Genomic DNA, 21,551 nt, shown 5'->3' on the forward strand with positions numbered 1-21,551 from the left:
ATGAAAAGTGATACAATGATAGAAATACGTAAATAAGGGTAGCGGAAGGATCAACGTTTACCTGGCAGCGAAGTGGGAGTGTGATCGAGAGAATGGAAGAGACGTATACGGCAAAACGGGCAGTCAGCATGGAGGACATCGTGCGCGCACACCACGTGCTTCGTGAAGTGATCGTACGCACGCCGCTGCAGCGGGACGCTGTGCTATCGGCTAAGTATGACTGCGAAGTGTATCTGAAGCGCGAGGACCTGCAGGTGGTTCGCTCCTTCAAGATCCGCGGCGCTTACAATATGATTCGCAGCTTGTCGGATGAAGAACGCAGCAACGGCATTGTGTGCGCGAGCGCGGGTAACCATGCGCAAGGGGTGGCTTTCTCCTGTAACGCGTTGAATATTAAAGGCAAGATTTACATGCCGAGCACGACCCCGAACCAGAAGGTGAAGCAGGTGAAGCGTTTTGGCGGGGGCAGTGTTGAGGTCATTCTGACAGGCGATACCTTCGACGATGCATATGCTGAAGCGATCAAGGCCTGCGATGAGTATGGCATGACCTTTATTCACCCGTTCGATGAAGCGAAGATTATCGCGGGTAACGGAACGATCGGGATGGAGGTTATGGAGGAGCTGGACGCGCCGGCCGATTATATGTTTGTCACCATCGGCGGCGGCGGTCTTGCGGCTGGCGTGGCAACGTATGTCAAAACCGTCAGTCCAACAACGCAAGTTATTGGCGTTGAACCGCTCGGGGCTGCGTCCATGATCGAATCCAAGAAGCAGGGTGAGGTCGTCACCATGCACGAGATCGACAAATTCGTGGATGGCGCCGCCGTGAAGCGTGTCGGGCAGCTGACTTATGATATATGCTGCGAGTTGGTTGATGACATCGTGACGGTTCCGGAAGGAAAAGCCTGCACCACCATCCTTGAGTTATATAACGAAAATGCGATCGTTGTAGAGCCTGCCGGGTCGCTGGCCGTGGCTGCGCTGGATATGAACCGGGACCGGATTCGCGGAAAAACGGTGGTATGCATCATCAGCGGCGGCAATAACGATATCGACCGGATGCAGGAAATCAAGGAGCGCTCCTTAATTTATGAAGGGCTGAAGCATTACTTCATGATTAACTTCCCGCAGCGTGCGGGAGCACTCCGCGAGTTTCTGGAAGAAGTGCTTGGTCCCGACGACGATATCGCACGCTTCGAATACACGAAGAAGCATAACAAGGAAGACGGGCCGGCCCTGGTGGGCATCGAGCTGTTAAGGCCCGAGGATTACGGTCCGCTGGTAGAGCGGATGCAGCGCAAGGGACTGGATTATACAGAGCTTAACAAGAACATGAACTTGTTCAATCTGCTGATTTAAGAGGTATACAGGCCGCGATAAATAGGCTCAGACTACGATTAAAAGCCGGATTCTCCTACAAACGGGAATCCGGCTTTTTTATACATATTCATTAGGGTGGGAATCTTGCTGAACCATTGGGAATGGTCTGTGGTTCGTTTGTCTAGTCGAGCGGAACCGCCTTCGCACGATACTGCTCCACTTCCTGGGTCAACTTGTCCTTGTTGCTCTCAAGCACTTCAGACCAGGACTTTAGCTTTTTCAAGAGAGCGCTTTTGGAGACGGTGTCGCTGTCTTTGAGGATGTTATCGAAGGCTTGCCGCACTTCGGGGTCCAGAAGATTGTCTTCGTACTTGAATAGCGGTGTATTGTTATAGCCGTAGAATAAGCTTAGCTCAGTAAAACGAAGCTTCAGCTTCACATCAGCGGCTCGGTTTGATTTGGGATACGTCGTAATAAAGGCCTCCTGCGCAAGTCCACGTTCAATGACCTCGGACCAAGGGATCACCAAGGCGGCATCACTGACGGCAGGCTTTTCGGATTCCACGATCATGATGTCGATATAGGCCTGAATATCCTTATTGATATAAGGCTTGTATGGTTTCAGTGTCGTATAGTCGATAATCGGGAAGATGACGCCTTCGGTCGTATATAGTCTGTAGCCGCTGTCCCGCAGGTTGATGAGCACCTTGCGAAGGGTGTCGTCCTTGGTTTTGTTAATGGTGGTGTTAATCGGTTCCCCGAATTTGTACAGGTTCATCAGTTTATCTTGAATGCCGATTTCATACACCTTGTCGGTTTTGGCCGGGAGCGCATCATTCATCGCATTCTCCAGCTTGAGCACCAGCATGGTCGCCTGATACGTGGTTACGCTGCGGATATGCTTGGTGATGTAAGACTTGGCATAAGCCACGTCGGATTCCTTCAGCAGTTTACTGGCTTTGTTGTAAACCGCATTGCCGAAGGCAGTAGCTTTACTTGAGACGGCGGTTGAACCAGCTTGGGATACGGATGCAGGTGCCGCGTTAGCGATGACGCCAGTCTGGATCGATAGAATAAGTGCAAGGATGGCAGCCATCGCGGATTTTTTTGATTTTGACATATATCTTCCTCCCTTACCACACATTACCCTTATCCTATCATCTTCTATAGAACATTAGTTTACAATGAACGAAAAAATATTAAAGATTTTGTTATGCGCCGGACGCGAATTCATGACGAGTTTGTATTATTTGCTCGAAAAAAGAAGTTTCGTCCCTGCGATTCCGACCAGGAAGATAACGAGACTGATCCATGGCGCTATCGTCAGAACCGGCAGCAGCCGCCCCAGCCATACGCCGGCAACCAGAATCACTACGGTAATGGCGACATAAATCCCCATATTGCGGACATTAATCTTGCGCTTGTCCTCCTCCGGTTTGAAGGTGTCACTCTTCATCCATCTTAATAGTGCGTGGATAAGCACATAGGAGCCGCCTGCGATCAGAATCAGGGTGGAAATACGTACCTGCGTCATGCGCTCAACCGGTCCCCCGGCCCACATTGTGATGAATCCGACCAGCGCTTGGACGAAAAAAAACCAGGTTAAGGCAATCCATGGGATCATGACATGGTATTGGAGACTGCTGAGGCCTTTCATTTTTGGCAGCTGCTCCACCAGCTCCTTGCAGTAGGACTCGGGATCGCTTCCGAATACATCCTCAGCACTTTTGCCTTTGGCTTGGGCATCCAGCAGGTGCTGGGCGATTTCGAGCAGCAGTTCCTCGCCTTTTTGCTCCTGCACGGAGCTGCTGCGGATATAGACAACCATGTCTTGGTAATAGCTCAGGTTGTTTGGCTTCATGGCATTCTGGAGTCGGTTGTTCTCTTTGATCATCTGTTTGGTATTCATCTTTACTGTCCTCCGCGGGTTAGAATATGGTCCACACTATCTTTAAGCGTTCCCCAATGTTCCTTGAATTGTTGAAGAACGTGCAGGCCTTTATCGGTCAAATTGTAATATTTGCGGGGCGGCCCCCCGGCACCGGGCGCAGGCCGTAGTGTACCTTCAATAAGCTGGTCTTTCTGCATGCGAAGCAGCAAGGGATAGATGCTGCCTTCGCTTACAAACGTGAGTCCACTGTCTTCCAGCAGCGTGCTAATCTCATAACCATATACCTCCCGATGCTCCATAAGCGAGAGAATGCAGCCTTCGAGAATGCCTTTTAGCATTTGACTTTGGGTGGTCATGAATGGGGTTATCCTCCTTCAATTATATTGCTATGCAAGGTAGTGGGGCGCATTGAGGCTGAGCTACGAATGAGAATGATCAATGACGAGTGATGGCGATGGTGGATGAGAATGACAATAACGAACGACAAATGATAATGGCGAATGACAATGGCGAATGACCAATGGCAATGGCGAATGACAATGGCGAATGACCAATGGCAATTGACCAATGGCAATGGCGAATGACAATGAACAATGGCGAATGACAAATGGCAATTGACCAATAAAGAATAAAGAATAATGAATAATGAATAATGAATAGCGAACGAACAACGAAAAATAAATAACGAATAGTCAAAAGCCAATAGCCAAAAGCAAAAACCAAAAACCAAAAACCAAAAACCAAAAACCAAAATCATAAGCCAAAAGTAATAGCAATAGCAATAGCAATAGCAATAGCAACCAGTCAATACGCACCTTGTTCCCTACAAAATGAATGTCCCTGCAACTACCTTGTTATGCAATATATCATATCAGCAACATACTTGCAATGCAAGGTAGCTAGAAAATATATGTCGTATTCGTGAACCAGGTATAATTCCCCGGCTCCTATTTCACAATAATAAGCATTCTAAGCAATAGACGACACTCTAAACATTTAGGGATAAGAAGGAGGAGTTCTCAGGTGAGTGCTAACTTTTATGACGATGAATTGCATGGTGGAGACGCTGTGCCGGCAAACGGGCAAGAGGTAGTCGCGGGCAGCAGTGCAGCGGATGGGATATTTGGCCAGCCTGAAGGAGCATACGCCTCCGAGGGTGATGAAACAGGTCTGTCTGCCTCATCCTTATGGGAGAACGACCCTGTCGGGAAGACCTGGATGAACGATTGGAGCGGACGAGAAGAGACCCATGCGATGTTTCGCCAGAGTTATGAGTAGAGGTTAAAGATGCGGTGCGAAAACTGGATGAAGGTTGAAGTGGACAAGAAGAGTTGCACGCTGGGTTTTGCAGAGCCGCGAGTGGATGCTGAATGGACCATTTCTTAACCTATGTAGCTTTAGTAGAAGGTTGAATCGCTGCATAAGGTTGATTTTTAGGAGCCAAGCATGGCTATAATCTCGCCTCGCTTCAGTCAAAATCCACTCGCATCGCACTATCATATCCCACTATCTTGTCCTTACACTGCAGTTCGCCGTCTGCCATTTGCGTTGACAATCCATAATCACGATGCTAAGATAAGTTTAACTAATCCATATTAATCTTATCGGAATTATTAATATTATGATTACGGCGCGTTATCGCAAGGAGGAATCGGCATGGAACGGCAAATTACAATCCGGCATAATCAAGAGGAACTTACGGCAACTATCCATTACCCATTAAAAGAATCGGCCCAAGGCGGCCGCTGCAATCGGGTACCGTTGGTCATCATCTGCCACGGCTTTGTTGGAAGCCGGATCGGCGTGGACCGACTGTTTGTCAAAACGGCGCGTGCGTTTGCCGAAGACGGGTATATGGTGATCCGGTTCGATTATATCGGATGCGGAGAGAGCTCGGGCAATTATGGCAGCGAGGGTCTCGACTCGATGATTGCCCAGACGCGTTCCGTTCTCGATTATGGACTCAGCTGTACCGATGTCGATCCGACGCGCATCACACTCATTGGACATAGCTTGGGCGGCGCTGTCGCCCTGCAGACCGCCGTTCGTGACCGGCGCGTGAAGAATCTGATCCTGTGGTCTGCGGTAGGATACCCGTTCAATGATATCGTCAAAATCACCGGCCGCGATGTGTACGACACCTCTGTTAAGTCGGGATCCGCTGATTATTTGGGATACTCGTTTACCCCGGTCTTTTTCGATTCGTTGGCACAGGGCCAGCCTTTCCAGGAAGCGATCAAGTTTACGGGCAATGTGCTGGTGATACATGGTACCTCGGATGAAGTCATTCCGGTGGACTACGCTTTCCTGTTTCAAAAAGTGTTCTGGATGCGCCAGGAAGGCCGCTGCGATAAGGAGATCATCTTCCAGGCTGATCACACGTATTCCGCCGGGCCTCAGCGCGAGCTGCTCCTTCAGCGGACACGGGATTGGTTGAACGAACAGGAGAACATTCAGCAGGAATGGCAGCACTGGATGATTTAAGGGAGTTATTTGGCATAATGGGCGATTTAACGGTACAATAGAGTTGTCCCTTGATTTTGAAGCTGGAGGTGGCATCGATGACGTTACCTGCTTTATTTATTGCCCATGGTTCGCCGATGATGGCCCTGGAGGACAACGAGTACACCCGCTTCCTTGAGCAGTTGGGGCGGGAGCTGCCTGCACCTAGGGGCATAGCTGTATTTTCTGCCCATTGGGACGATCCGGATCAGCGGCTGACCGAAGATGCCGAGCATGGTACGATGCATGATTTTTACGGATTTCCGGAGGAAATGTACCATATCACGTATCCTGCCCCAGGCAGCGCGGAGCTGGCAGCTCAGATTCGTCAGCGTTTTGAGGCAAATAATCTGCATGCCAAAGCCGTCACCGGCCGTGGACTGGACCATGGGGTATGGGTCATTCTGCGCAAAATGTACCCCGATGCGAATATTCCCGTGGTGGCCTTGTCCGTGGACTCCAAGCGCTCGCCTAACGAACAATATTCCATCGGTGCGATGCTGTCCGATTTGCGTGAAGAAGGCATCCTGATTATCGGGAGCGGCGGTTTGGTGCACAATCTGCGGATGGTGCATGAGAGCGATGAGCCTGATGAATGGGCGGCTGCATTCGATGAATGGATTGCGAAGCAGCTGACGGAATGGAATCTGAGTAATCTGTTTGCGTTTGACAAAAAAGCGCCTCATGCCGGCGATGCTGTCCCTTCCTATGGACGGGAGCATTTTGTCCCTTTGTTCTATGCAATGGGTGCCGCCGATAACGGCCGCAAGGCAAAGCGATTGTTTCAATCTTACCAATATGGCAGTTTGAGTCTGAACTGCTGGTCATTCGAATAATGAGATGCCGGGCTTGGTTCACAAGCTCGGCTTTTGTTGTGTTTGGGGGCTGAGGGATAGTGTGTGGGATTTCTGTTGGCAGCAAGTCGGGGCAGATGTCTGTGGGAAGAAGCAGGAATAATGGGGCTGTTGTTGGTTTAACCCGTGCACTTGGTCAGTCCGTCGGCCCGGCAGTATCGGACCTTAGATCCGCTATTTTCGCTATCGGCTCGTTTTTGCGGGGTTTATCGGACACAGAATCCTTTAAGTTGCGGATAATTGGCAAAATGATGGCTTAATTCGGTGAATAACGGATCTCCGGTCCGTCAGTGTTAAAAAATGGGTGCTTTTAGTCAAAATAAGGTTCTCTGAGTCCGCTAAAATTGTAAGTTGCTCAGAGTGTCGTATGTAAACTCGATGTATGACAACGCTCGAACGTAAGTACAACGCTCTTCGGACCTCTGATCCGCTATTTTCGCTATCGGCTCGCTTTTGCGGGATTTATCGGACACAGAATCCGTTAAGTTGCTGATAATCTTTAAAATGATGGCCTATTTCGGTGAATAACGGATCTCTGGTCCGTTAGTGTTAAAGAAATGGTGCTTCTGGTCAAAATAAGGTTCGCTGTGTCCGCTAAAATTGTAATCGCTCTGAGTGTCGTATGTAAACTCGGTGTATGACAACGCTCGAACGTAAGTACAACGCTCTTCGGACCTCAGATCCGCTATTTTCGCTATCGGCTCGTTTTTGCGGGGTTTATCGGACACAGAATCCGTTAAGTTGCTGGTAATCCGTAAAATGATGGCCTAATTCGGTGAATAACGGATCTCTGGTCCGTTAGTGTTAAAGAATTGGTGCTTTTAGTCAAAATAAGCTTCTCTGAGTCCACTAAAATTGTAAATCGCTATGCAGCGTCGTATGTACAACGCTCGAACGTAAGTACAACGCTCTTCGGACCTTAGATCCGCTATTTTCGCTATCGGCTCGTTTTAGCGGGATTTATCGGACACAGAATCCGTTAAGTTGCTGATAATCTTTAAAATGATGGCTTAATTCGGTGAATAACGGATCTCCGGTCCGTTAGTGTTAAAGAAATGGTGTTTTTGGTCAAAATAAGGTTCGCTGTGTCCGCTAAAATTGTAATCGCTCTGAGTGTCGTATGTACACTTGGACGTATGGCAAAGCTCTAACGTATGACAACGCTCTAACGTATGACAAAGCTCTGACGTATGGCAAAGCTCCAACGTATGACAAAGCTCCAACGTATGACAAAGCTCCAACGTATCATAACAAAAACAGCCCGGCTTGATTGCTCAAGTCGGGCTGTCTAATCAATAGTGTAGAATTTATCTTCTACAGTTAGCTACTTACCGTGTTATGCCGTTTGTTTTTTGAACGGTGTGTGCGTGGTTCCGTCGCCCTTGGTTGTTTTATGAGTCATTTTGTTCCACAGGCCGCGGAGGTAAGGGAGAACCCAACGGTCGAAACCGATTTTACCTGCGTTGGCAGCAGCGACGATGATCAGCACTTCAAGCAGTAGCATTTGGGCGTTGGTGCTCACGGTGCCCGAGAAGAGGAATGCGGCGTTCATCACAAGTCCCATCAGAGCAGCGAAGGTGGTGAAGGTACCGAGTATCAGACCGACCCCTACGAGGAACTCACCGAGCGGGATGATAACGTTGAAGAGCTTCACGCCCGGCAGTGCTCCGTGTTCGAGGAACGCTGCCCACCAGCCTTGTACAGCGGGGTGATCGCCGGTTGCTTTGGCAATCGCGCCTTGCAGGAAGCCTCCTGCGTCAAATCCGCCCGTCAATTTACCCCAACCTGCCGTCATCCATTCATAACCGATGTAGATCCGAATGATGGTCAGCAGCCACATTGCCAATTTGTTTGTTCTCAGCCAGTTGTTAAACATATAAACCACTCCTTAAAAGTATGATTTATTTTTTATGAAAGCTTCCTTGCCAATTCTCGGATGTGTTTAAGTTCTGCGATGTGTTCTTTAGGAAGATGATCATCTCTCTTTCATGTCTTTATTATAAGTGAAATAAATCACAATATATGTGATTTAAATCACATTCGTGATAAATATCATAAAAAACTTTATATTCGTGAGTTGGCAGGTGGTAAGTTACAGGTGGCAAGCGGTAGGGATAACAAGCGCAATATAGAATGGGGAAGAAATAGAGGACAAGGAGATGTGTAAGCTAACAGTATGATGCTCATAGTGAAGAATGGCTGCTTGCAGGATGGTTGCCAGTAGGCTAATAAGCAGTAAGTAGTATGCAGTAAGCAGCAGAAGCAGTAAGGAGTATGCAGTAAGCAGAAGCAGTAAGCAGAAGCAGTAAGCAGAAGCAGTAAGCAGTAAGCAGTAAGCAGTAAGTAGTATGCAGTAAGCAGTAAGCAGTATGGAAGCAGTAAGTAGTAAGTAGTATGCAGTGTGAGTAAGTAAGGGCAAAGCCAGTAAGTAATAAAAACGAAGAGAGTAGTAAGTGCAAAACCAGCAGCCAGTGAAGTGGTAAGCTGGAGAGACAGAAAGCAATAAACAAAGCAGTATGTAGTAGATGCAAAACCAGTAATAAGCAAAGTAGTAAGAGAGCAAAAAGAAGTACGTAGTAAGCAGTAAGCAGTAAGCAGTAAGTAGTAAGCGCAAGGCAGCACCCTGTAGGTGGGAGCGTGTGGATAGAGGAAGGAGGGATATCATATCGCTAGAATCATTGGGTTCGGTGTGAATTTGTTAAAAGGGGCAAATTGTTTATAAGACACGGATGACCGGTACCGATGGCCGCGATCACCCGTAGATTTATTGATGAAGGCAAGCAGTAAGAGATCGGAGAGAGGAGCATCTTCAAACTTTCTGTAAGACAGTTGAAACGAGTTGGAGTTACCTTAGGAGTTGGAGTAGCCAGGCGACAACTTCTCATGATGAGAAGCAAGCGGCCGCCTTGTGATTACTTTGGCTTTTTCGTTAGTTTACTCCCGCATTCCTTGTAACTTCAGACCGCTTGATTCTGTAGAGAGGACGGGTCGCTGCTGATTTTTGCTTTGCGCGTGAATTTATCCTGGAGGTAGGGCATGAGCCAGCGGTCAATCCCGATCTTTCCGCTGTTGGCAGCCGAGAGGATGATCAGGAATTCAAGCAGCAGGAGTTGACCGTTGATGCTGATGGAACCGGAGAAGAGATACGCGGCGTTCATCACGAGCCCCATCAACGCGGCGAACGCAGTGAATGTGCCGAGAATGAGGCCAAGCCCGACGAGGAATTCGCCCAAAGGAACGATGACGTTGAACCATTTGACGCCGGGCAGCGCGGCATGTTTTAGGAATACGGCCCACCAATCTTGAACCGCAGGCTGCTCACCCGTGGATTTGGCGATGGCCCCCTGCATAAATCCGCTTGCATCGAAACCTCCCGTTAACTTACCCCAGCCTGCCGTCAACCACTTATACCCGACGTACACCCGAATGATCGTCAGCAGCCACATTGCGATTTTGCTTGATTGCAACCATTGAATAAACACCAGTACCACTCCTCCAATGAATAATCATTCTCTTTTTTGTTTTCAGATTTTTGCAAATTTGAAATTCGTAAGCCGCGACGAAAGCCGAAAAAACAGCAACGATCTATATAATGTCGTATCCTAACAAATTATTCATATTTGCAAAAAACTGTATTTAAATACAGTATTCGCATAGCTGCGATTTGGCATAGGTTCTTGGCATGAAAAAAAGACGGCGGAGAACCGGAGTTCTCCACCGTCTTTGTATGATCGTTACGATGTTAAGCTGTTCGCTTTTTCAGATGAGTTGTCGGCGCTTTGGGCTCATGACCGCGGTGGGTCATTTTATTCCACAGGCCACGAAGGTAAGGGAGTACCCAACGGTCGAGACCGATTTTACCAGCGTTGGCAGCAGCGACGATGATCAGCACTTCAAGCAGCAGCATTTGGGCGTTGGTGCTCACGGTGCCCGAGAAGAGGAACGCGGCGTTCATGACCAGTCCCATTAGGGCGGCGAAGGTGGTGAAGGTACCGAGAATGAGTCCGAGACCTACCAGGAATTCACCGAGCGGGATGATGAAGTTGAAGAGCTTCACGCCCGGCAGTGCCGCGTGTTCGAGGAACGCTGCCCACCAGCCTTGTACGGCGGGGTGATCGCCGGTTGCATTGGCAATCGCACCCTGCAGGAAGCCCCCGGCATCAAATCCGCCGCCTGTCAATTTACCCCAACCTGCTGTCAGCCATTCATAACCGATGTAGACCCGAATGATCGTCAGCAGCCACATTGCCCATTTGTTTGTTCTCAGCCAGTTGTTAAACATATAAACCACTCCTTAAGTGAGTTTTGATTTTTTGGATTAGGACATTACGTTGTTTCTAATGTCGTTGTTGTTGGTTCTTGTTGCCTTGGGAAGTGATCACCTTCTCTATGTCTTTATTATAAGTGAAAATATTCACAATAAACGTGATAAATATCACAAAGTTGTGAACGTTTCGGTATGAGCGCTCCGCAGAGGGGGTTATATCCAATGTGGGCACCGATTTCTGGGTGCGCGATGCCTAGTTAGGAGCACGCTTGGATGGCTGTCAGGCTGCCATTCACCTGCTTTCTGCTTAGAGCCATAAAGTACTGCTAGATCTATGTCATCATGTTATCCATTATCTGTTTGTTACGTTTAACGATCATTGTTGGGGGTTGTTGACTCCAACATTATCAGCGATGCGATCAAGACGAAGCTTTTTGTCCAAAATGTTTTAGCACATCATTTCATGATGGATTTCATAAAACCTAAACCTATAAAGTAACAGGCAGCACAGGAGAAAGGATTAAAGATTGTCCTCGATTGTTTCCGAGAAGCCTGTTGTTTGAATCAAGCGATATAGAAAATAGAGAGCTCGCGCCTGAAGTTTGATCGTTTTGTGCAGGTAAGCTTGAATACTTTCAGAAAGCTTCATCGCATGCTCGATGTTCTCTAGCTCTAAGCGTGCAATGGATTGTTTTAAGTTTACGGTTTCCTCGGAATAAACGGAGCTCTGCAGTACCTGAATCATCCTAATTTTAAAAAGATGCGATTCATTATAAAGACGGTAATCGTTATCAGGGTCTCGCTTTGCAGTGAACAGGCCGCTCTGCTCCCAGTAACGGATTGCCGATTTAGGAGCCCCTGTCCGTCTGGAAACCTCGTGGATGCTGAAATATTGGTTAGAGTCGTTAGCTCGACTACCTTCAGAACACGATTTCAACTCCCTTACCAGTTGATCCAAACTTACTTTTTCCCGATGCAGCATAACCTCTCGATCCCTGACGATCCACAATGCGTCATCCAACTCATTTCGCCCAAGACAATGTATTACCTCGCTCGTTACTTCCATACCGAATGCGGCAGCCATGGCTTGAATACATGCCAGATAAGCTTCATGCCGTTCTGTGTACATCCGATATCCATTTGAAGATCGATCTGCAGGAGGTATCAACCCCTTCGCTTCGTAGTTCCGTAGAGTACTGCTACTTAACCCGTATTTCTCTGCCAGTCTTTTTGGTCGAAAGCTCATGTGATCCCACCTTCGTAAAAAATGCATAACATTAAAACCATTGTAATGTTATTCTGGATTTCTTATTGATTTCCTTCATATTTGCCTCCTAAACCTTCCAATTGGCTTTCATGTTGTATGATGAAAATAATCCATTTCAAGGAGGAGTTTATATGACAGTAAAACCAGTATTGCGTTCGGACATGACCATTGAGGAGATTTGTGTGGCAGGTAATCAATATATTGAATCGGTATGGAAAACACGATACGATTCGATGTTTGATGAGTTAACGATCGCTTTTCGTGAAATCGAGGATGCTGCCTATGGGCTCTATTTGGATCAGTTGATGCCCGCACTATTTGAGAGCCTTGAAGACGCCGGGTTCGAAGCAATGGAGCCCCTCAAGGAGCATGATTTCATCATCGGTAAATGTTTGCTATTTCGCAATTCGCTTGAAAAATGGGGAACCGAGGAAAATAGGGCTAGAATATTCTGGAACGTGATACGTAGTAAGAATGGTCAACAGCCCATTGGAACCTTATTGACGGAAATCCCTCATTCTCATCTGAAGTTCGACATTCCCAGGGCACCTGTACTATATTCGCTGGGCGATTATGAGAGGGAACAAATCGCGCGAGGGATTCGAAGGATTAAGGAATAAGAATTTATGGTAGGGGACTATTCCTATTACATGCATTGAACGGTGAGCCGTTCGAAGATCAAGTATTGTATCATTATGAGGTCATCGGGACCAACTACCGCTCTGAGGGATGCCGGCGATGAGAAATCGAAGGAACCGTCACGATCGGTGACCTCTTGCTTTAACAAGCCGTGTCATTGATGTGGGATTGCTCCTAAAATAATAGGAGTTATCTTTGCCCAAAAAAGGCGCCCTGGCTATGGGCGCCTTTTTTTTATATTTATCGTTGATTTCCTTTTTAAGGCCTCCGTGGCACTCCAATACTGCTACGTTTACTGAGGTCAGAAGTCTGGGCATTAATGAGACCGTTAAAAGATCCTCCAAAAGGGTCGGTGTTATATTTGATAAATCCTAATTCACCTACAACACCAAGTGAATCAGGAAAAGTTTTATTACCTTCTGCCATAGGCTGGGCTGTACACTCTTTTTAGAGACCGAAGTAGCATGCTTCTTCACAAAATTCGCATCCTCCTCACTTAACTCTTCTCCGACCTCATAACGATCGTTAATTTCATTCAACTTTTCTCGAATTTGAAGATCGGATAATCCTTCTTCAGGCGCTGCGAATGCCATACCAACTGCGCTAAGAGTTAGTCCCATAACAAGTAATGGTATCAAAGCCAGCCTCATGATTTTCTTTAACATAATAAAATCCTACCTTTTTGTATTTTGAACCTTATTAATTGTGGCTCTAATAGTATAAACACCTAGAAACAGGAAAAAGTTATGGGAAATATTAAACTATGGAAGACCTTAATTTAAGAGAAAAAAAGAGGGGAATTCAGATCAACTCCAATTACATATGTCCAAAATATAGCCTTTGACTAAGCAAAGAAGAAAAGGACCTGCGGTGTCAGGTCTTTTTCTTTAGTGAATATCGAAGACTTGCTTTAAGAAATCGGGTTACCTTTGATATTCATCTGGATGTATCCCCTTCTATATACAGACAAAGGACGATACAGACAAAGCACGGATTTTGTGATTAAATGTAAACTAAAGTTGAATTGTCGGTTGGGAATTTTGGGGAAATAGGTTGGAAATTTAGGGTAATAAGTAATGGGAGCGTTCATAGGGGGAAACCATATGTTTAGCAAAGGGTCTTTGTCTTTCCAAAAATTTGCTTGGAGGACAAGCTTAATGTCGATGGCGACAGTTCTTATGCTGTCGGGCTGCGGAAGCGATAAACAGCAGGCGGAATCAACGCCGGCACCAGTGGTGGAGGCTCCGGTCGAGCAGCCGATCGAAGTGCCTCAAGAGGAAGCGTCCTCTCCATATAAGGCACCGCTGACCGGAATGCCGTTAGAAGCGTCACTGACGCAGCGGCCGCTGGCCGTTATGATCAATAACGCACCGGCGGCCAGGCCGCAGTCGGGTCTGGGACAAGCGGACATGGTATATGAAGTGCTGGCGGAGGGAGGGATCACGCGACTGATCGGCATATTCCAAAGCCAGAGCGGGATTGAGAAGATCGGGCCGATTCGCAGCATTCGTCCTTATCTGATCAATCTAGGCGAGAGCTACGGCGGGGTGCTTGTACATGCTGGAGGCAGCCCTGAAGCTTATAGCATCATCCAAAAGCAAGGCAAGCAGGATATGGACGAGATCGGAAATGCAGGCGCCTACTTCTGGAGGGCCAAGGACCGCAAAGCGCCGCATAATCTGTATTCCAGCGACGAGAAGCTCCGTGAAGGAGCAGCCAAGCTCAATTATGGCAACGACGTGAAGGTGCCGCAATATTCGTTCTATTCCGAGCCGCCAGCTGCAAGCGGCGATGGTGCGGAGGGAACGGCGCCAGTGGGTGTTGTTTCCGGTGAACCCGGGGAGAAGGTAGAAATCAAATTTTTGCTAGACAGTTATGTGGTGGCTTATCAGTATGACGGTTCGTCCAATACGTATAAACGATGGGTCAATGGATCGCCGCATGTGGATCTCAACGATAACGTTCAGTTGGAGGCTGCGAATGTCATCGTGCTCGGGGCGGATCATAAAGTGCTGGATGATGTGGGCCGGCTTGCCGTGAATGTGGAAACGGGCGGGAAAGCGATGCTGTTCCAGCGCGGAGAAGTCATCGAGGGGCAGTGGGTACGTGCAGCGGGCGATGCGATTCGTTTCGTGAAGGACGGCAAAGAAGTGCCGTTGGTACCAGGAACGACGTATTTCAACATTGTGCCGAATTCGCCTTCTTTTGAAAGCCATGTGACAATCTCGAATCCTTGATGCGCAAGAAGTGGTTTGAGGATGCTGTGTCGGGATAATTTGCACGCCTACGGAGATGTTAATAGGCAAGGGAATTGAAGCGATATCCATGCATCTTCTATTTTGTTAGTTCCTTACATTTTTGAGTGTTACTTTTCTATACACACCCTGCCATGGATGTGATAAGATAGTCAAGGTTGTCTATCTTTTGAGGGCGTTCGCGGCAATTTATCGAAAAAAGGGGTTAAGAGTATGAAATTGAAGAAGAAGGATATATTCTTCCAAACGCTGGAGAATATGGCCGATACGGTGGTACAAGCCGCAGATTATTTTTCGCAGCACGTTTCCAATCTTCAAGATGTGCTTGAATTTGCCAATGAAATGAAAAAATACGAGTCCCAGTGTGATACCTATACGCATACCATCATTACTGAGCTCAACAAAACGTTTATCACGCCAATCGAACGCGACGATATTATGGACCTGACAACCAGCATGGACGATGTGATGGACGGATTGGAAGCAACGGCATCCCGTTTCTATATGTACAATTTGGGGAAACCTGACGAGTACATGGTACAGTTTGCCGAAATTTTGCGTCAATCGGCTTACGAAATTCAGAAGGCCATTCATTTGCTCTCTCAGAAAAAACTTCTGGCTATTCGTGAGTACACGATCCGCTTGAACGATCTGGAGAACCAAGGCGACGAGCTGCTGCGCATCTGTATCAAGGATCTGTTCGCCACCGTCTCTGACCCGATTCTGCTGATCAAGAAAAAAGAGATTTACGAACGTCTTGAAACGACCACGGACACCTGCGAAGACGTGGCAAATATGCTGGAATCCATCATTATGCGCAACTCGTAAGGGAGTCCTGAACAATGGATACAACGATGTTAGTATTAGTAATTGTTGTTTTTTTGGCGCTTGCATTTGACTTCATCAACGGGTTCCACGATACGGCGAATGCCATTGCAACGTCGGTATCAACCCGGGCCTTGAAGCCGCGGGTAGCCATCTTGCTTGCAGCCAGTATGAACTTCATCGGTGCGATGATGTTCACAGGGGTTGCCAAAACCATCGGCGGCAGCATCGCGGATCCGACCAAGCTGGATAACGGGATCGAGGTTGTTATTGCAACATTGCTTGCAGCCATCATCTGGAACCTGGTTACCTGGTGGTTCGGATTGCCTTCATCCTCTTCCCATGCCCTGATCGGGGCATTGGCCGGTGCGGTATTCGTCGGCGCGGGAAGCGACATGCTGAATTACGGCGGATTTAAGGATATCGTGTTGGCGTTGGTCCTATCGCCTATCATCGCGTTTGTGATCGGTTATCTGGTCATGCAGCTGCTTAAGGTCATCTTTGCGAAGCGCAGCCCGCATACGGTAAATAAAGGCTTCCGTACGATGCAAATCTTTACGGCAGCACTCCAATCCTTCACGCACGGTACCAACGATGCACAGAAGGCGATGGGGATTATCACCTTTGCTCTGGTTACCTCCGGTCAATTGACGGAGATGGAAGTTCCGCTCTGGGTTAAAATTTCTGCAGCGACAGCGATGGCGCTCGGAACCTCGGTGGGTGGCTGGAAGATCATCAAGACCATGGGTACGAAAATTTTCAAAATCGAGCCGATCAACGGGTTCGCAGCTGACTTCTCGGCCGCATCCGTCATCTTCTCGGCGACACTGCTTCATCTGCCGATCAGTACAACGCATGCAATTACCTCGGCCATTCTCGGTGTAGGCTCAGCAAAACGCTTCTCCGCCGTGAAATGGTCCCTGGCAGGCCGCATTGTGGTGACTTGGTTTATTACGATTCCCATTACGGCTGTACTGGCAGGAGTCATCTTTAAAATTCTTTTCTAAAACATAATTACACATAGATCATGGATAGTAGTGGGCCAATCAGGAATCGATTGGCTTTTTTTGTTTAATGAAACCGAAGGTGCCAATGGAAGGAGTGTTGATCATGATTCGCACGTTAGCGATTACACCAAGCTATGAAGCCGTAATCGGGCTTCCGCTCGAAGAGATTCGAATCGAGGATTATGCCTGGATCTGGGCCGATTTCAGTGAGCCCACGCCGGAGGAGGCCCGGATGCTGGAGAGCTATTTTCATTTTCACCCGCTGGCGGTGGAGGATTGCCTGCATATCCTGCAGCGGCCGAAGCTGGATTATTACGAACAGATGCAATTTTTTGTCCTCCATGCCCTTCAGCCGGATACCTTGCAAGCCGTCGAGGTGGATCTGTTTCTTGCACCTTCGTTCATTGTCTCCTTCCACGAGAAAGCACTACCCGAAATGAATGACGCTTGGGAACGCGTCACCTCGATCGCCCGCAAGGGTCCGCTAGGCCAGGACGGTCCAAGCTTTACGGCTTATACCATCATGGATAAGCTGGTGGATCAGTACTTCCCAAGCTTGTTTGCCATCGAGGATGAGCTGGCCGAACTGGAAAGCCGAGGCGAGAAGGATTCGGTGGAGGAGCTAATGAATCAGGTGTTTGCGCTGCGTTCGAGGCTGCTTCGCCTGCGGCGGACGGTCGTGCCGATGCGGGATCTGCTGTACCGGATCGTGAACTCGCAGCATTTGGAGCACCACGCGCACCATGCTTATTTTTCCGACATCTACGATCATCTGCTGAAGCTGGCAGACATGATCGAGGCCGACCGCGAGATGACGGCAGATCTTCGGGATAGCTACATATCAGTGAATTCGAACCGGATGAATACGATCATGAAGACCTTAACGGTGATCACGACCATCTTCATGCCGCTCACCCTGATTGCCGGGATATATGGGATGAATTTCGAGAACATGCCGGAGCTGGAGTGGCATTACGGATACTTCTTCGTGCTTCTTCTCATGTTTGTGCTCGGCGGCGGCATGGTGTTGTGGTTTATGCGCAGAGGCTGGTTTAAATAGAGAGGTTCATTTTGGCGTGAACATGGTGATGCCATTCGGAAGTAGAGGTTGGTTAGCCAGCGTATCGGTCGGTCCAAGTCCTTGCCAAGTCCTTATCTAATGAGGGGAAGGTTGTCCTGCACCATAAGACCAATGCTAAATCGCTGGGGTTTCTTGTTTCTCCGTAAGGGGTAAAGGCTTGCAGAGGAGGGACTGCATATGAAACTTAGGCTCAGACCACATCCCAAGAAGCGTTCATCGCATCATCCAGATGAGCCTTTGCGTTCCCGGCTGCGGCGCCGGATGCTTCGCTTGGCATGGAAACGAAAACGAAAGCTGGCCGTGACGAACCGCTATGAGGTGGGCATGGTCATTAGCGAGATTGCGACCGGCCTGTTGTTCATCACAGGCAGCATTCTCATGTTCTATCCCCATATGAAGCGAATTCCGACCGTTCTGTATCTGGTGGGCAGCATTATGATGCTGCTGCGTTCCGGTCTGCGCGGCTCCTATTGGTTCCGGTTAAAATCACTCGAAAGCGCCGAGAATAAAGAAGCCGGCCCCGAAGAGGACTGGACGCGCTGATGAGGATATCATCGTGTTGATAAAAAGGATATGGCTCCAGTCTAGGTAACCGACTGGAGCCTGCTGCATGATGTATGATGGTTCGGATGATCCCGCCTATGGTGAGCTTCAAACGTATCTGCTAAACCAATCGTGTCAGATATCCTTCGATGATCAGAGGCTGCGGTGTTTTTTGAAACTCATGGCAAAGGTTTAAAGTCTACCGATTTACATAGGTTAACGGCGACGTCTGCCTTTACCGGATGTTTTGCGCGAGCCGGAGCGGCGCCGGCTTCCCGAGGAACGGCGTCTTCTCGGTTTATATTCGTAGCCGTCTTCATTTTGGTCCGTAAATGCGCTTGGTGAGGATCCGCTGCCACCTCCGCCTTTCTTCTTGCCGAGTGCGCCTGCAAGCAGAGAGACGATAGGTGCAAGCTGCTGGAAGCCCTGCATGACCTTTTGTACCTTGCCAATGTTGTTGACGATGCCGTCGATGCCCCCCATCCGATCGATGAGGCCCTTGATGTCGCTCATATTGTTGACCCCGAGTCCGCCGAGGAGCTTGCCTAATCCACCTCCACCGCCGCTGCCGCCTCCACCGCCGAGGAGACCTGCCAGACCGCCTCCGCCGGAATTCGTAGATGGAGCCAGAGCCGAAGCTGAAGCCTCCATGTCCGTTACACCGTCGGTATATGGATATAACGCGGTTTCACCGACTTCCGGATAATCGCTGTATGGCGTGATGCCAGGGTATGGCGATGGCGCCTGCGGCAGTGATTCATATTCATTAAGCGAACGCTGGTTGTTAGTGGGTCGGCGGTGATAATAGTGAGAATGACGCGTCATGATATCACTTTCCTTTTTGAGTTAAGATACTATACTGTATGATACGGGCGGGCGATGGGTTTAGGCGGATGTCCCGATTTTCGGGATAGGAGCGGAATCGGGCGATCGCCCAGGAAGATTTTGGCGAGCGCTGGAGCGGTGAAATGTGAGCGTGCATAAGGGATGCTGCCCCTGGGTAATGGTTGTCCTGTAGTGCGTGAAATCGTTAATGCTTGAAAATACTAGTTCCGCTCGGGTACAATGGGAGTGCGAGTGTTATACACAGTAACAATAGGGGATGATCATCCAGTGCAATTAAAGAAGCTAAATGATAAAAGCATCGATCAATTATTCGAAGCGATATTAACCCTGGGCAGTGTGGAAGAGTGCTATGTATTCTTCGATGATCTCTGCACCGTTAACGAAATTCAGTCCTTGTCGCAGCGGCTGGAAGTGGCGCGCATGCTGGGCAAGGGATGCACATACAACCAGATTGAAGCAGAAACGGGAGCCAGCACCGCAACGATTTCGCGCGTGAAGCGCTGCCTGAACTACGGCAATGACGGATATAAAATGACGCTGGAGCGTTTAGGACGTTAAGATATGACGAAACCGGGTGTGCTGGTTATTAGTCATGGTTCACGTGAACAGAAATGGGTGTCGCTTGTGGACGAAGCCGTCCAGAAGCTGGCCTCTCATATGGATGTACCGGTCGTCTCTTCGTACCTGGAGCTGGTAGAGGGCCGTCTGATTCAGGACGGCATCACGGTCTTGGAAGATCAGGGTGTCACCGACATTGTGGTCATTCCACTATTTGTCTCGTCCGGCAGCACACATGTCGACGAAATAGCTTATGCTATAGGAGCGAAGGCCGTTCCGGACATGGAGACGGACCTGGCACCGTTTCGGGTTCGGTCCCGGGTTCATTTTGGTACGCCGATGGACGACGACCCCGAGATTGCGGCTATGGTATGGGATAAGGTGAAAGAGCTGTCCGTGAACCCGGCGAAGGAGGTTATTCTCCTTGTCGGACACGGCAGCCGGCATGATCTGTTTCGCAGCCGCTGGGAAAAGGGTATTAACTCTTTGGCACAGCGAGTTAGCGAGGTAAGCGGAACAAGCGCAGATTATGCTTTACTCAGTCCCGGCGATGTTCGGGACAAGGTAACAGCATGGATGGAGCGCGGCTGCGATGTGATCGTAGCTCCGCTTTTTTTAAGTGAGGGGTATTTTACGGAGAAGGTTATACCCGATCGGCTCGAGGGGCTTGAATGCCGATATTCCGGCAGAACCTTGCTTCCGCATCCGCTGCTGCCGCAGTGGATGGAGTCGCAGGCTAAACTTCTTCTTCTATCCTTGAAATCATAAGTAGGTGGCGTATCGTTCATGAGAAATGCAAGGTTAATCTATAACCCAACCTCCGGCCGGGAGGAAATGAAGCGTCGGCTTGCTGATATATTGCACCGTCTGGACAGTGCTGGCATCGAAACCTCCTGTCATGCAACAACCGGAGAGGGGGATGCGACCCGTGAAGCGGCAGATGCCGTCGAACGCGGATACGATTTGGTGATCGCAGCCGGCGGAGACGGTACGCTGAATGAGGTCATCAACGGGATGGCCGGCAGGGATAACCTCCCGCCGCTCGGTATTTTCCCGCTGGGCACAACAAACGATTTTGCGCGGGCGCTCGGCATCTCGAAGAACTGGGAGGAGTACTGCGATCTGGTGATTCGGGGCGAGACGCGTCCGATTGACGTGGGTAAAGCGAATGATCGCTACTTCATCAATATTGCGGGCGGCGGCACGCTGACCGAGCTCACCTATGAGGTGCCAAGCAAGCTGAAGACGATGATCGGGCAGCTGGCGTATTATTTGAAGGGGATCGAGAAAATGGTCAGCCTCGCGCCGCAGGAGCTCATCATCAATGCCAGCGGCCATCCGGCGATCCATGACGAGTTCATGGTGTTCCTCATTGCCAACAGCAACTCGGTCGGCGGCTTCGACAAAATCGCGCCGGGCGCAAGCATCGATGACGGCTTGTTCGACGTCATTGCGCTGCGCAAGTGCAATCTGGCGGAGTTCGTGCGTGTGGCTACGCTGGCCCTGCGCGGCGAGCACATCAACGACAAGCGAGTCGTGCATTTCCGCACCGACTATATGGAGGTCGTCTCTCCGGGACCGGTTCAGCTGAACCTGGACGGCGAGTTCGGCGGCGTTCTGCCGGGCACGTTCCGCGTTCTGCCGCAGCATTTGCGGATTTTTGGCTGAGATGTTTGGCTGGTAGAGAGGCGGTA

Annotated in this window: 22 protein-coding genes and 1 pseudogene; 14 read left to right on the forward strand and 9 right to left on the reverse strand. The window is 49.1% G+C overall.

Annotated features, from left to right (window positions below; genetic code table 11):
- Positions 1-92: 92 nt before the first annotated feature.
- Positions 93-1,361 carry a threonine ammonia-lyase IlvA gene (ilvA, locus tag OHJ21_RS25045; protein WP_096774986.1) on the forward strand — a complete coding sequence of 423 codons (1,269 nt, stop codon included), beginning with the start codon at positions 93-95 and terminating at the stop codon, positions 1,359-1,361.
- 142 nt (positions 1,362-1,503) lie between these two features.
- Here ilvA and OHJ21_RS25050 read toward each other — a convergent pair whose 3' ends face one another.
- The 3 genes from OHJ21_RS25050 to OHJ21_RS25060 form a co-directional block, all read right to left on the reverse strand.
- Positions 1,504-2,442 (reverse strand): hypothetical protein, encoded by a 939-nt coding sequence (locus OHJ21_RS25050; protein WP_100540323.1) that lies wholly within the window; start codon positions 2,440-2,442, stop codon positions 1,504-1,506.
- Positions 2,443-2,568: 126 nt separating this feature from the next.
- The gene (locus tag OHJ21_RS25055; protein ID WP_486021444.1) at positions 2,569-3,231 is read right to left on the reverse strand and encodes a DUF1129 family protein; all 663 of its coding nucleotides are present in this window, start codon (positions 3,229-3,231) and stop codon (positions 2,569-2,571) included.
- 2 nt (positions 3,232-3,233) lie between these two features.
- Positions 3,234-3,569, reverse strand: coding sequence for a PadR family transcriptional regulator (locus tag OHJ21_RS25060; protein WP_076325576.1), 336 nt, complete (start codon positions 3,567-3,569; stop codon positions 3,234-3,236).
- A 667-nt stretch (positions 3,570-4,236) separates the two neighbouring features.
- Between OHJ21_RS25060 and OHJ21_RS25065 the strand changes: the two genes are divergently transcribed.
- The 3 genes from OHJ21_RS25065 to OHJ21_RS25075 all read left to right on the forward strand — a co-directional run bounded on the left by OHJ21_RS25065 (position 4,237) and on the right by OHJ21_RS25075 (position 6,551).
- The gene (locus tag OHJ21_RS25065) at positions 4,237-4,491 is read left to right on the forward strand and encodes a hypothetical protein (protein ID WP_486021445.1); all 255 of its coding nucleotides are present in this window, start codon (positions 4,237-4,239) and stop codon (positions 4,489-4,491) included.
- Between the two features lie 378 nt (positions 4,492-4,869).
- The gene (locus OHJ21_RS25070) at positions 4,870-5,697 is read left to right on the forward strand and encodes an alpha/beta hydrolase (RefSeq protein WP_326116234.1); all 828 of its coding nucleotides are present in this window, start codon (positions 4,870-4,872) and stop codon (positions 5,695-5,697) included.
- A 77-nt stretch (positions 5,698-5,774) separates the two neighbouring features.
- Complete coding sequence (locus OHJ21_RS25075; RefSeq protein WP_127590006.1) at positions 5,775-6,551, forward strand: DODA-type extradiol aromatic ring-opening family dioxygenase; 777 nt, start codon at positions 5,775-5,777, stop codon at positions 6,549-6,551.
- A 1,354-nt stretch (positions 6,552-7,905) separates the two neighbouring features.
- On the opposite strand, the gene OHJ21_RS25080 is transcribed toward OHJ21_RS25075, so the two are convergent.
- The 4 genes from OHJ21_RS25080 to OHJ21_RS25095 all read right to left on the reverse strand — a co-directional run bounded on the left by OHJ21_RS25080 (position 7,906) and on the right by OHJ21_RS25095 (position 12,082).
- Positions 7,906-8,445 (reverse strand): DoxX family protein, encoded by a 540-nt coding sequence (locus tag OHJ21_RS25080; RefSeq protein ID WP_486021446.1) that lies wholly within the window; start codon positions 8,443-8,445, stop codon positions 7,906-7,908.
- A gap of 1,081 nt (positions 8,446-9,526) precedes the next feature.
- Complete coding sequence (locus OHJ21_RS25085; protein ID WP_394059002.1) at positions 9,527-10,051, reverse strand: DoxX family protein; 525 nt, start codon at positions 10,049-10,051, stop codon at positions 9,527-9,529.
- Positions 10,052-10,311: 260 nt separating this feature from the next.
- Complete coding sequence (locus OHJ21_RS25090) at positions 10,312-10,851, reverse strand: DoxX family protein (RefSeq protein WP_100540330.1); 540 nt, start codon at positions 10,849-10,851, stop codon at positions 10,312-10,314.
- Between the two features lie 505 nt (positions 10,852-11,356).
- The gene (locus tag OHJ21_RS25095; protein ID WP_486021447.1) at positions 11,357-12,082 is read right to left on the reverse strand and encodes a MerR family transcriptional regulator; all 726 of its coding nucleotides are present in this window, start codon (positions 12,080-12,082) and stop codon (positions 11,357-11,359) included.
- 152 nt (positions 12,083-12,234) lie between these two features.
- Here OHJ21_RS25095 and OHJ21_RS25100 point away from each other — a divergent pair, with 152 nt between their 5' ends.
- Complete coding sequence (locus OHJ21_RS25100) at positions 12,235-12,723, forward strand: DUF6022 family protein (protein WP_486021448.1); 489 nt, start codon at positions 12,235-12,237, stop codon at positions 12,721-12,723.
- Between the two features lie 6 nt (positions 12,724-12,729).
- Positions 12,730-12,812: pseudogene (locus OHJ21_RS25105) on the forward strand (acetyltransferase); the annotation flags it as partial.
- Positions 12,813-13,122: 310 nt separating this feature from the next.
- Here OHJ21_RS25105 and OHJ21_RS25110 read toward each other — a convergent pair.
- The gene (locus tag OHJ21_RS25110) at positions 13,123-13,407 is read right to left on the reverse strand and encodes a hypothetical protein (protein ID WP_486021449.1); all 285 of its coding nucleotides are present in this window, start codon (positions 13,405-13,407) and stop codon (positions 13,123-13,125) included.
- Between the two features lie 492 nt (positions 13,408-13,899).
- Between OHJ21_RS25110 and OHJ21_RS25115 the strand changes: the two genes are divergently transcribed.
- From OHJ21_RS25115 to OHJ21_RS25135, 5 genes are all read left to right on the forward strand, one after another.
- Positions 13,900-14,979 carry a DUF3048 domain-containing protein gene (locus tag OHJ21_RS25115; RefSeq protein ID WP_486021450.1) on the forward strand — a complete coding sequence of 360 codons (1,080 nt, stop codon included), beginning with the start codon at positions 13,900-13,902 and terminating at the stop codon, positions 14,977-14,979.
- Between the two features lie 231 nt (positions 14,980-15,210).
- Positions 15,211-15,825 carry a DUF47 domain-containing protein gene (locus OHJ21_RS25120; protein ID WP_053489885.1) on the forward strand — a complete coding sequence of 205 codons (615 nt, stop codon included), beginning with the start codon at positions 15,211-15,213 and terminating at the stop codon, positions 15,823-15,825.
- Positions 15,826-15,839: 14 nt separating this feature from the next.
- Positions 15,840-16,829 (forward strand): inorganic phosphate transporter, encoded by a 990-nt coding sequence (locus tag OHJ21_RS25125; RefSeq protein ID WP_326098212.1) that lies wholly within the window; start codon positions 15,840-15,842, stop codon positions 16,827-16,829.
- Positions 16,830-16,932: 103 nt separating this feature from the next.
- Positions 16,933-17,889, forward strand: coding sequence for a magnesium/cobalt transporter CorA (gene corA / locus OHJ21_RS25130; RefSeq protein WP_100540336.1), 957 nt, complete (start codon positions 16,933-16,935; stop codon positions 17,887-17,889).
- A 198-nt stretch (positions 17,890-18,087) separates the two neighbouring features.
- Complete coding sequence (locus OHJ21_RS25135; protein ID WP_326117433.1) at positions 18,088-18,453, forward strand: YrhK family protein; 366 nt, start codon at positions 18,088-18,090, stop codon at positions 18,451-18,453.
- 216 nt (positions 18,454-18,669) lie between these two features.
- Here OHJ21_RS25135 and OHJ21_RS25140 read toward each other — a convergent pair whose 3' ends face one another.
- Positions 18,670-19,278 (reverse strand): hypothetical protein, encoded by a 609-nt coding sequence (locus tag OHJ21_RS25140; RefSeq protein WP_100540338.1) that lies wholly within the window; start codon positions 19,276-19,278, stop codon positions 18,670-18,672.
- A 288-nt stretch (positions 19,279-19,566) separates the two neighbouring features.
- Here OHJ21_RS25140 and OHJ21_RS25145 point away from each other — a divergent pair, with 288 nt between their 5' ends.
- From OHJ21_RS25145 to OHJ21_RS25155, 3 genes are read left to right on the forward strand one after another with little or no spacing between them, the layout of a single operon-like run.
- The gene (locus tag OHJ21_RS25145) at positions 19,567-19,857 is read left to right on the forward strand and encodes a YerC/YecD family TrpR-related protein (RefSeq protein WP_053489879.1); all 291 of its coding nucleotides are present in this window, start codon (positions 19,567-19,569) and stop codon (positions 19,855-19,857) included.
- Positions 19,858-19,860: 3 nt separating this feature from the next.
- Entirely contained in the window at positions 19,861-20,625 is a 765-nt protein-coding gene (locus tag OHJ21_RS25150) for a sirohydrochlorin chelatase (RefSeq protein ID WP_486021451.1), read from the forward strand.
- Between the two features lie 18 nt (positions 20,626-20,643).
- Positions 20,644-21,525 carry a diacylglycerol kinase gene (locus tag OHJ21_RS25155; RefSeq protein ID WP_009592325.1) on the forward strand — a complete coding sequence of 294 codons (882 nt, stop codon included), beginning with the start codon at positions 20,644-20,646 and terminating at the stop codon, positions 21,523-21,525.
- Positions 21,526-21,551 lie beyond the last annotated feature (26 nt).

It is taken from the genome of Virgibacillus sp. LDC1 (assembly GCF_025792345.1).
GTDB classification, from domain to species: domain Bacteria; phylum Bacillota; class Bacilli; order Paenibacillales; family Paenibacillaceae; genus Paenibacillus_AQ; species Paenibacillus_AQ lautus.

What these genes read in the sequence shown, in the direction of transcription:
- ilvA (WP_096774986.1), top strand. Translation starts at nt 93, where the DNA reads ATGGAAGAGACGTATACGGCAAAACGGGCAGTCAGCATGGAGGACATC.
- OHJ21_RS25050 (WP_100540323.1), bottom strand. Translation starts at nt 2,442, where the DNA reads ATGTCAAAATCAAAAAAATCCGCGATGGCTGCCATCCTTGCACTTATT.
- OHJ21_RS25055 (WP_486021444.1), bottom strand. Translation starts at nt 3,231, where the DNA reads ATGAATACCAAACAGATGATCAAAGAGAACAACCGACTCCAGAATGCC.
- OHJ21_RS25060 (WP_076325576.1), bottom strand. Translation starts at nt 3,569, where the DNA reads ATGACCACCCAAAGTCAAATGCTAAAAGGCATTCTCGAAGGCTGCATT.
- OHJ21_RS25070 (WP_326116234.1), top strand. Translation starts at nt 4,870, where the DNA reads ATGGAACGGCAAATTACAATCCGGCATAATCAAGAGGAACTTACGGCA.
- OHJ21_RS25075 (WP_127590006.1), top strand. Translation starts at nt 5,775, where the DNA reads ATGACGTTACCTGCTTTATTTATTGCCCATGGTTCGCCGATGATGGCC.
- OHJ21_RS25080 (WP_486021446.1), bottom strand. Translation starts at nt 8,445, where the DNA reads ATGTTTAACAACTGGCTGAGAACAAACAAATTGGCAATGTGGCTGCTG.
- OHJ21_RS25090 (WP_100540330.1), bottom strand. Translation starts at nt 10,851, where the DNA reads ATGTTTAACAACTGGCTGAGAACAAACAAATGGGCAATGTGGCTGCTG.
- OHJ21_RS25095 (WP_486021447.1), bottom strand. Translation starts at nt 12,082, where the DNA reads ATGAGCTTTCGACCAAAAAGACTGGCAGAGAAATACGGGTTAAGTAGC.
- OHJ21_RS25100 (WP_486021448.1), top strand. Translation starts at nt 12,235, where the DNA reads ATGACAGTAAAACCAGTATTGCGTTCGGACATGACCATTGAGGAGATT.
- OHJ21_RS25110 (WP_486021449.1), bottom strand. Translation starts at nt 13,407, where the DNA reads ATGTTAAAGAAAATCATGAGGCTGGCTTTGATACCATTACTTGTTATG.
- OHJ21_RS25115 (WP_486021450.1), top strand. Translation starts at nt 13,900, where the DNA reads ATGTCGATGGCGACAGTTCTTATGCTGTCGGGCTGCGGAAGCGATAAA.
- OHJ21_RS25120 (WP_053489885.1), top strand. Translation starts at nt 15,211, where the DNA reads ATGAAATTGAAGAAGAAGGATATATTCTTCCAAACGCTGGAGAATATG.
- OHJ21_RS25125 (WP_326098212.1), top strand. Translation starts at nt 15,840, where the DNA reads ATGGATACAACGATGTTAGTATTAGTAATTGTTGTTTTTTTGGCGCTT.
- corA (WP_100540336.1), top strand. Translation starts at nt 16,933, where the DNA reads ATGATTCGCACGTTAGCGATTACACCAAGCTATGAAGCCGTAATCGGG.
- OHJ21_RS25135 (WP_326117433.1), top strand. Translation starts at nt 18,088, where the DNA reads ATGAAACTTAGGCTCAGACCACATCCCAAGAAGCGTTCATCGCATCAT.
- OHJ21_RS25140 (WP_100540338.1), bottom strand. Translation starts at nt 19,278, where the DNA reads ATGACGCGTCATTCTCACTATTATCACCGCCGACCCACTAACAACCAG.
- OHJ21_RS25150 (WP_486021451.1), top strand. Translation starts at nt 19,861, where the DNA reads ATGACGAAACCGGGTGTGCTGGTTATTAGTCATGGTTCACGTGAACAG.
- OHJ21_RS25155 (WP_009592325.1), top strand. Translation starts at nt 20,644, where the DNA reads ATGAGAAATGCAAGGTTAATCTATAACCCAACCTCCGGCCGGGAGGAA.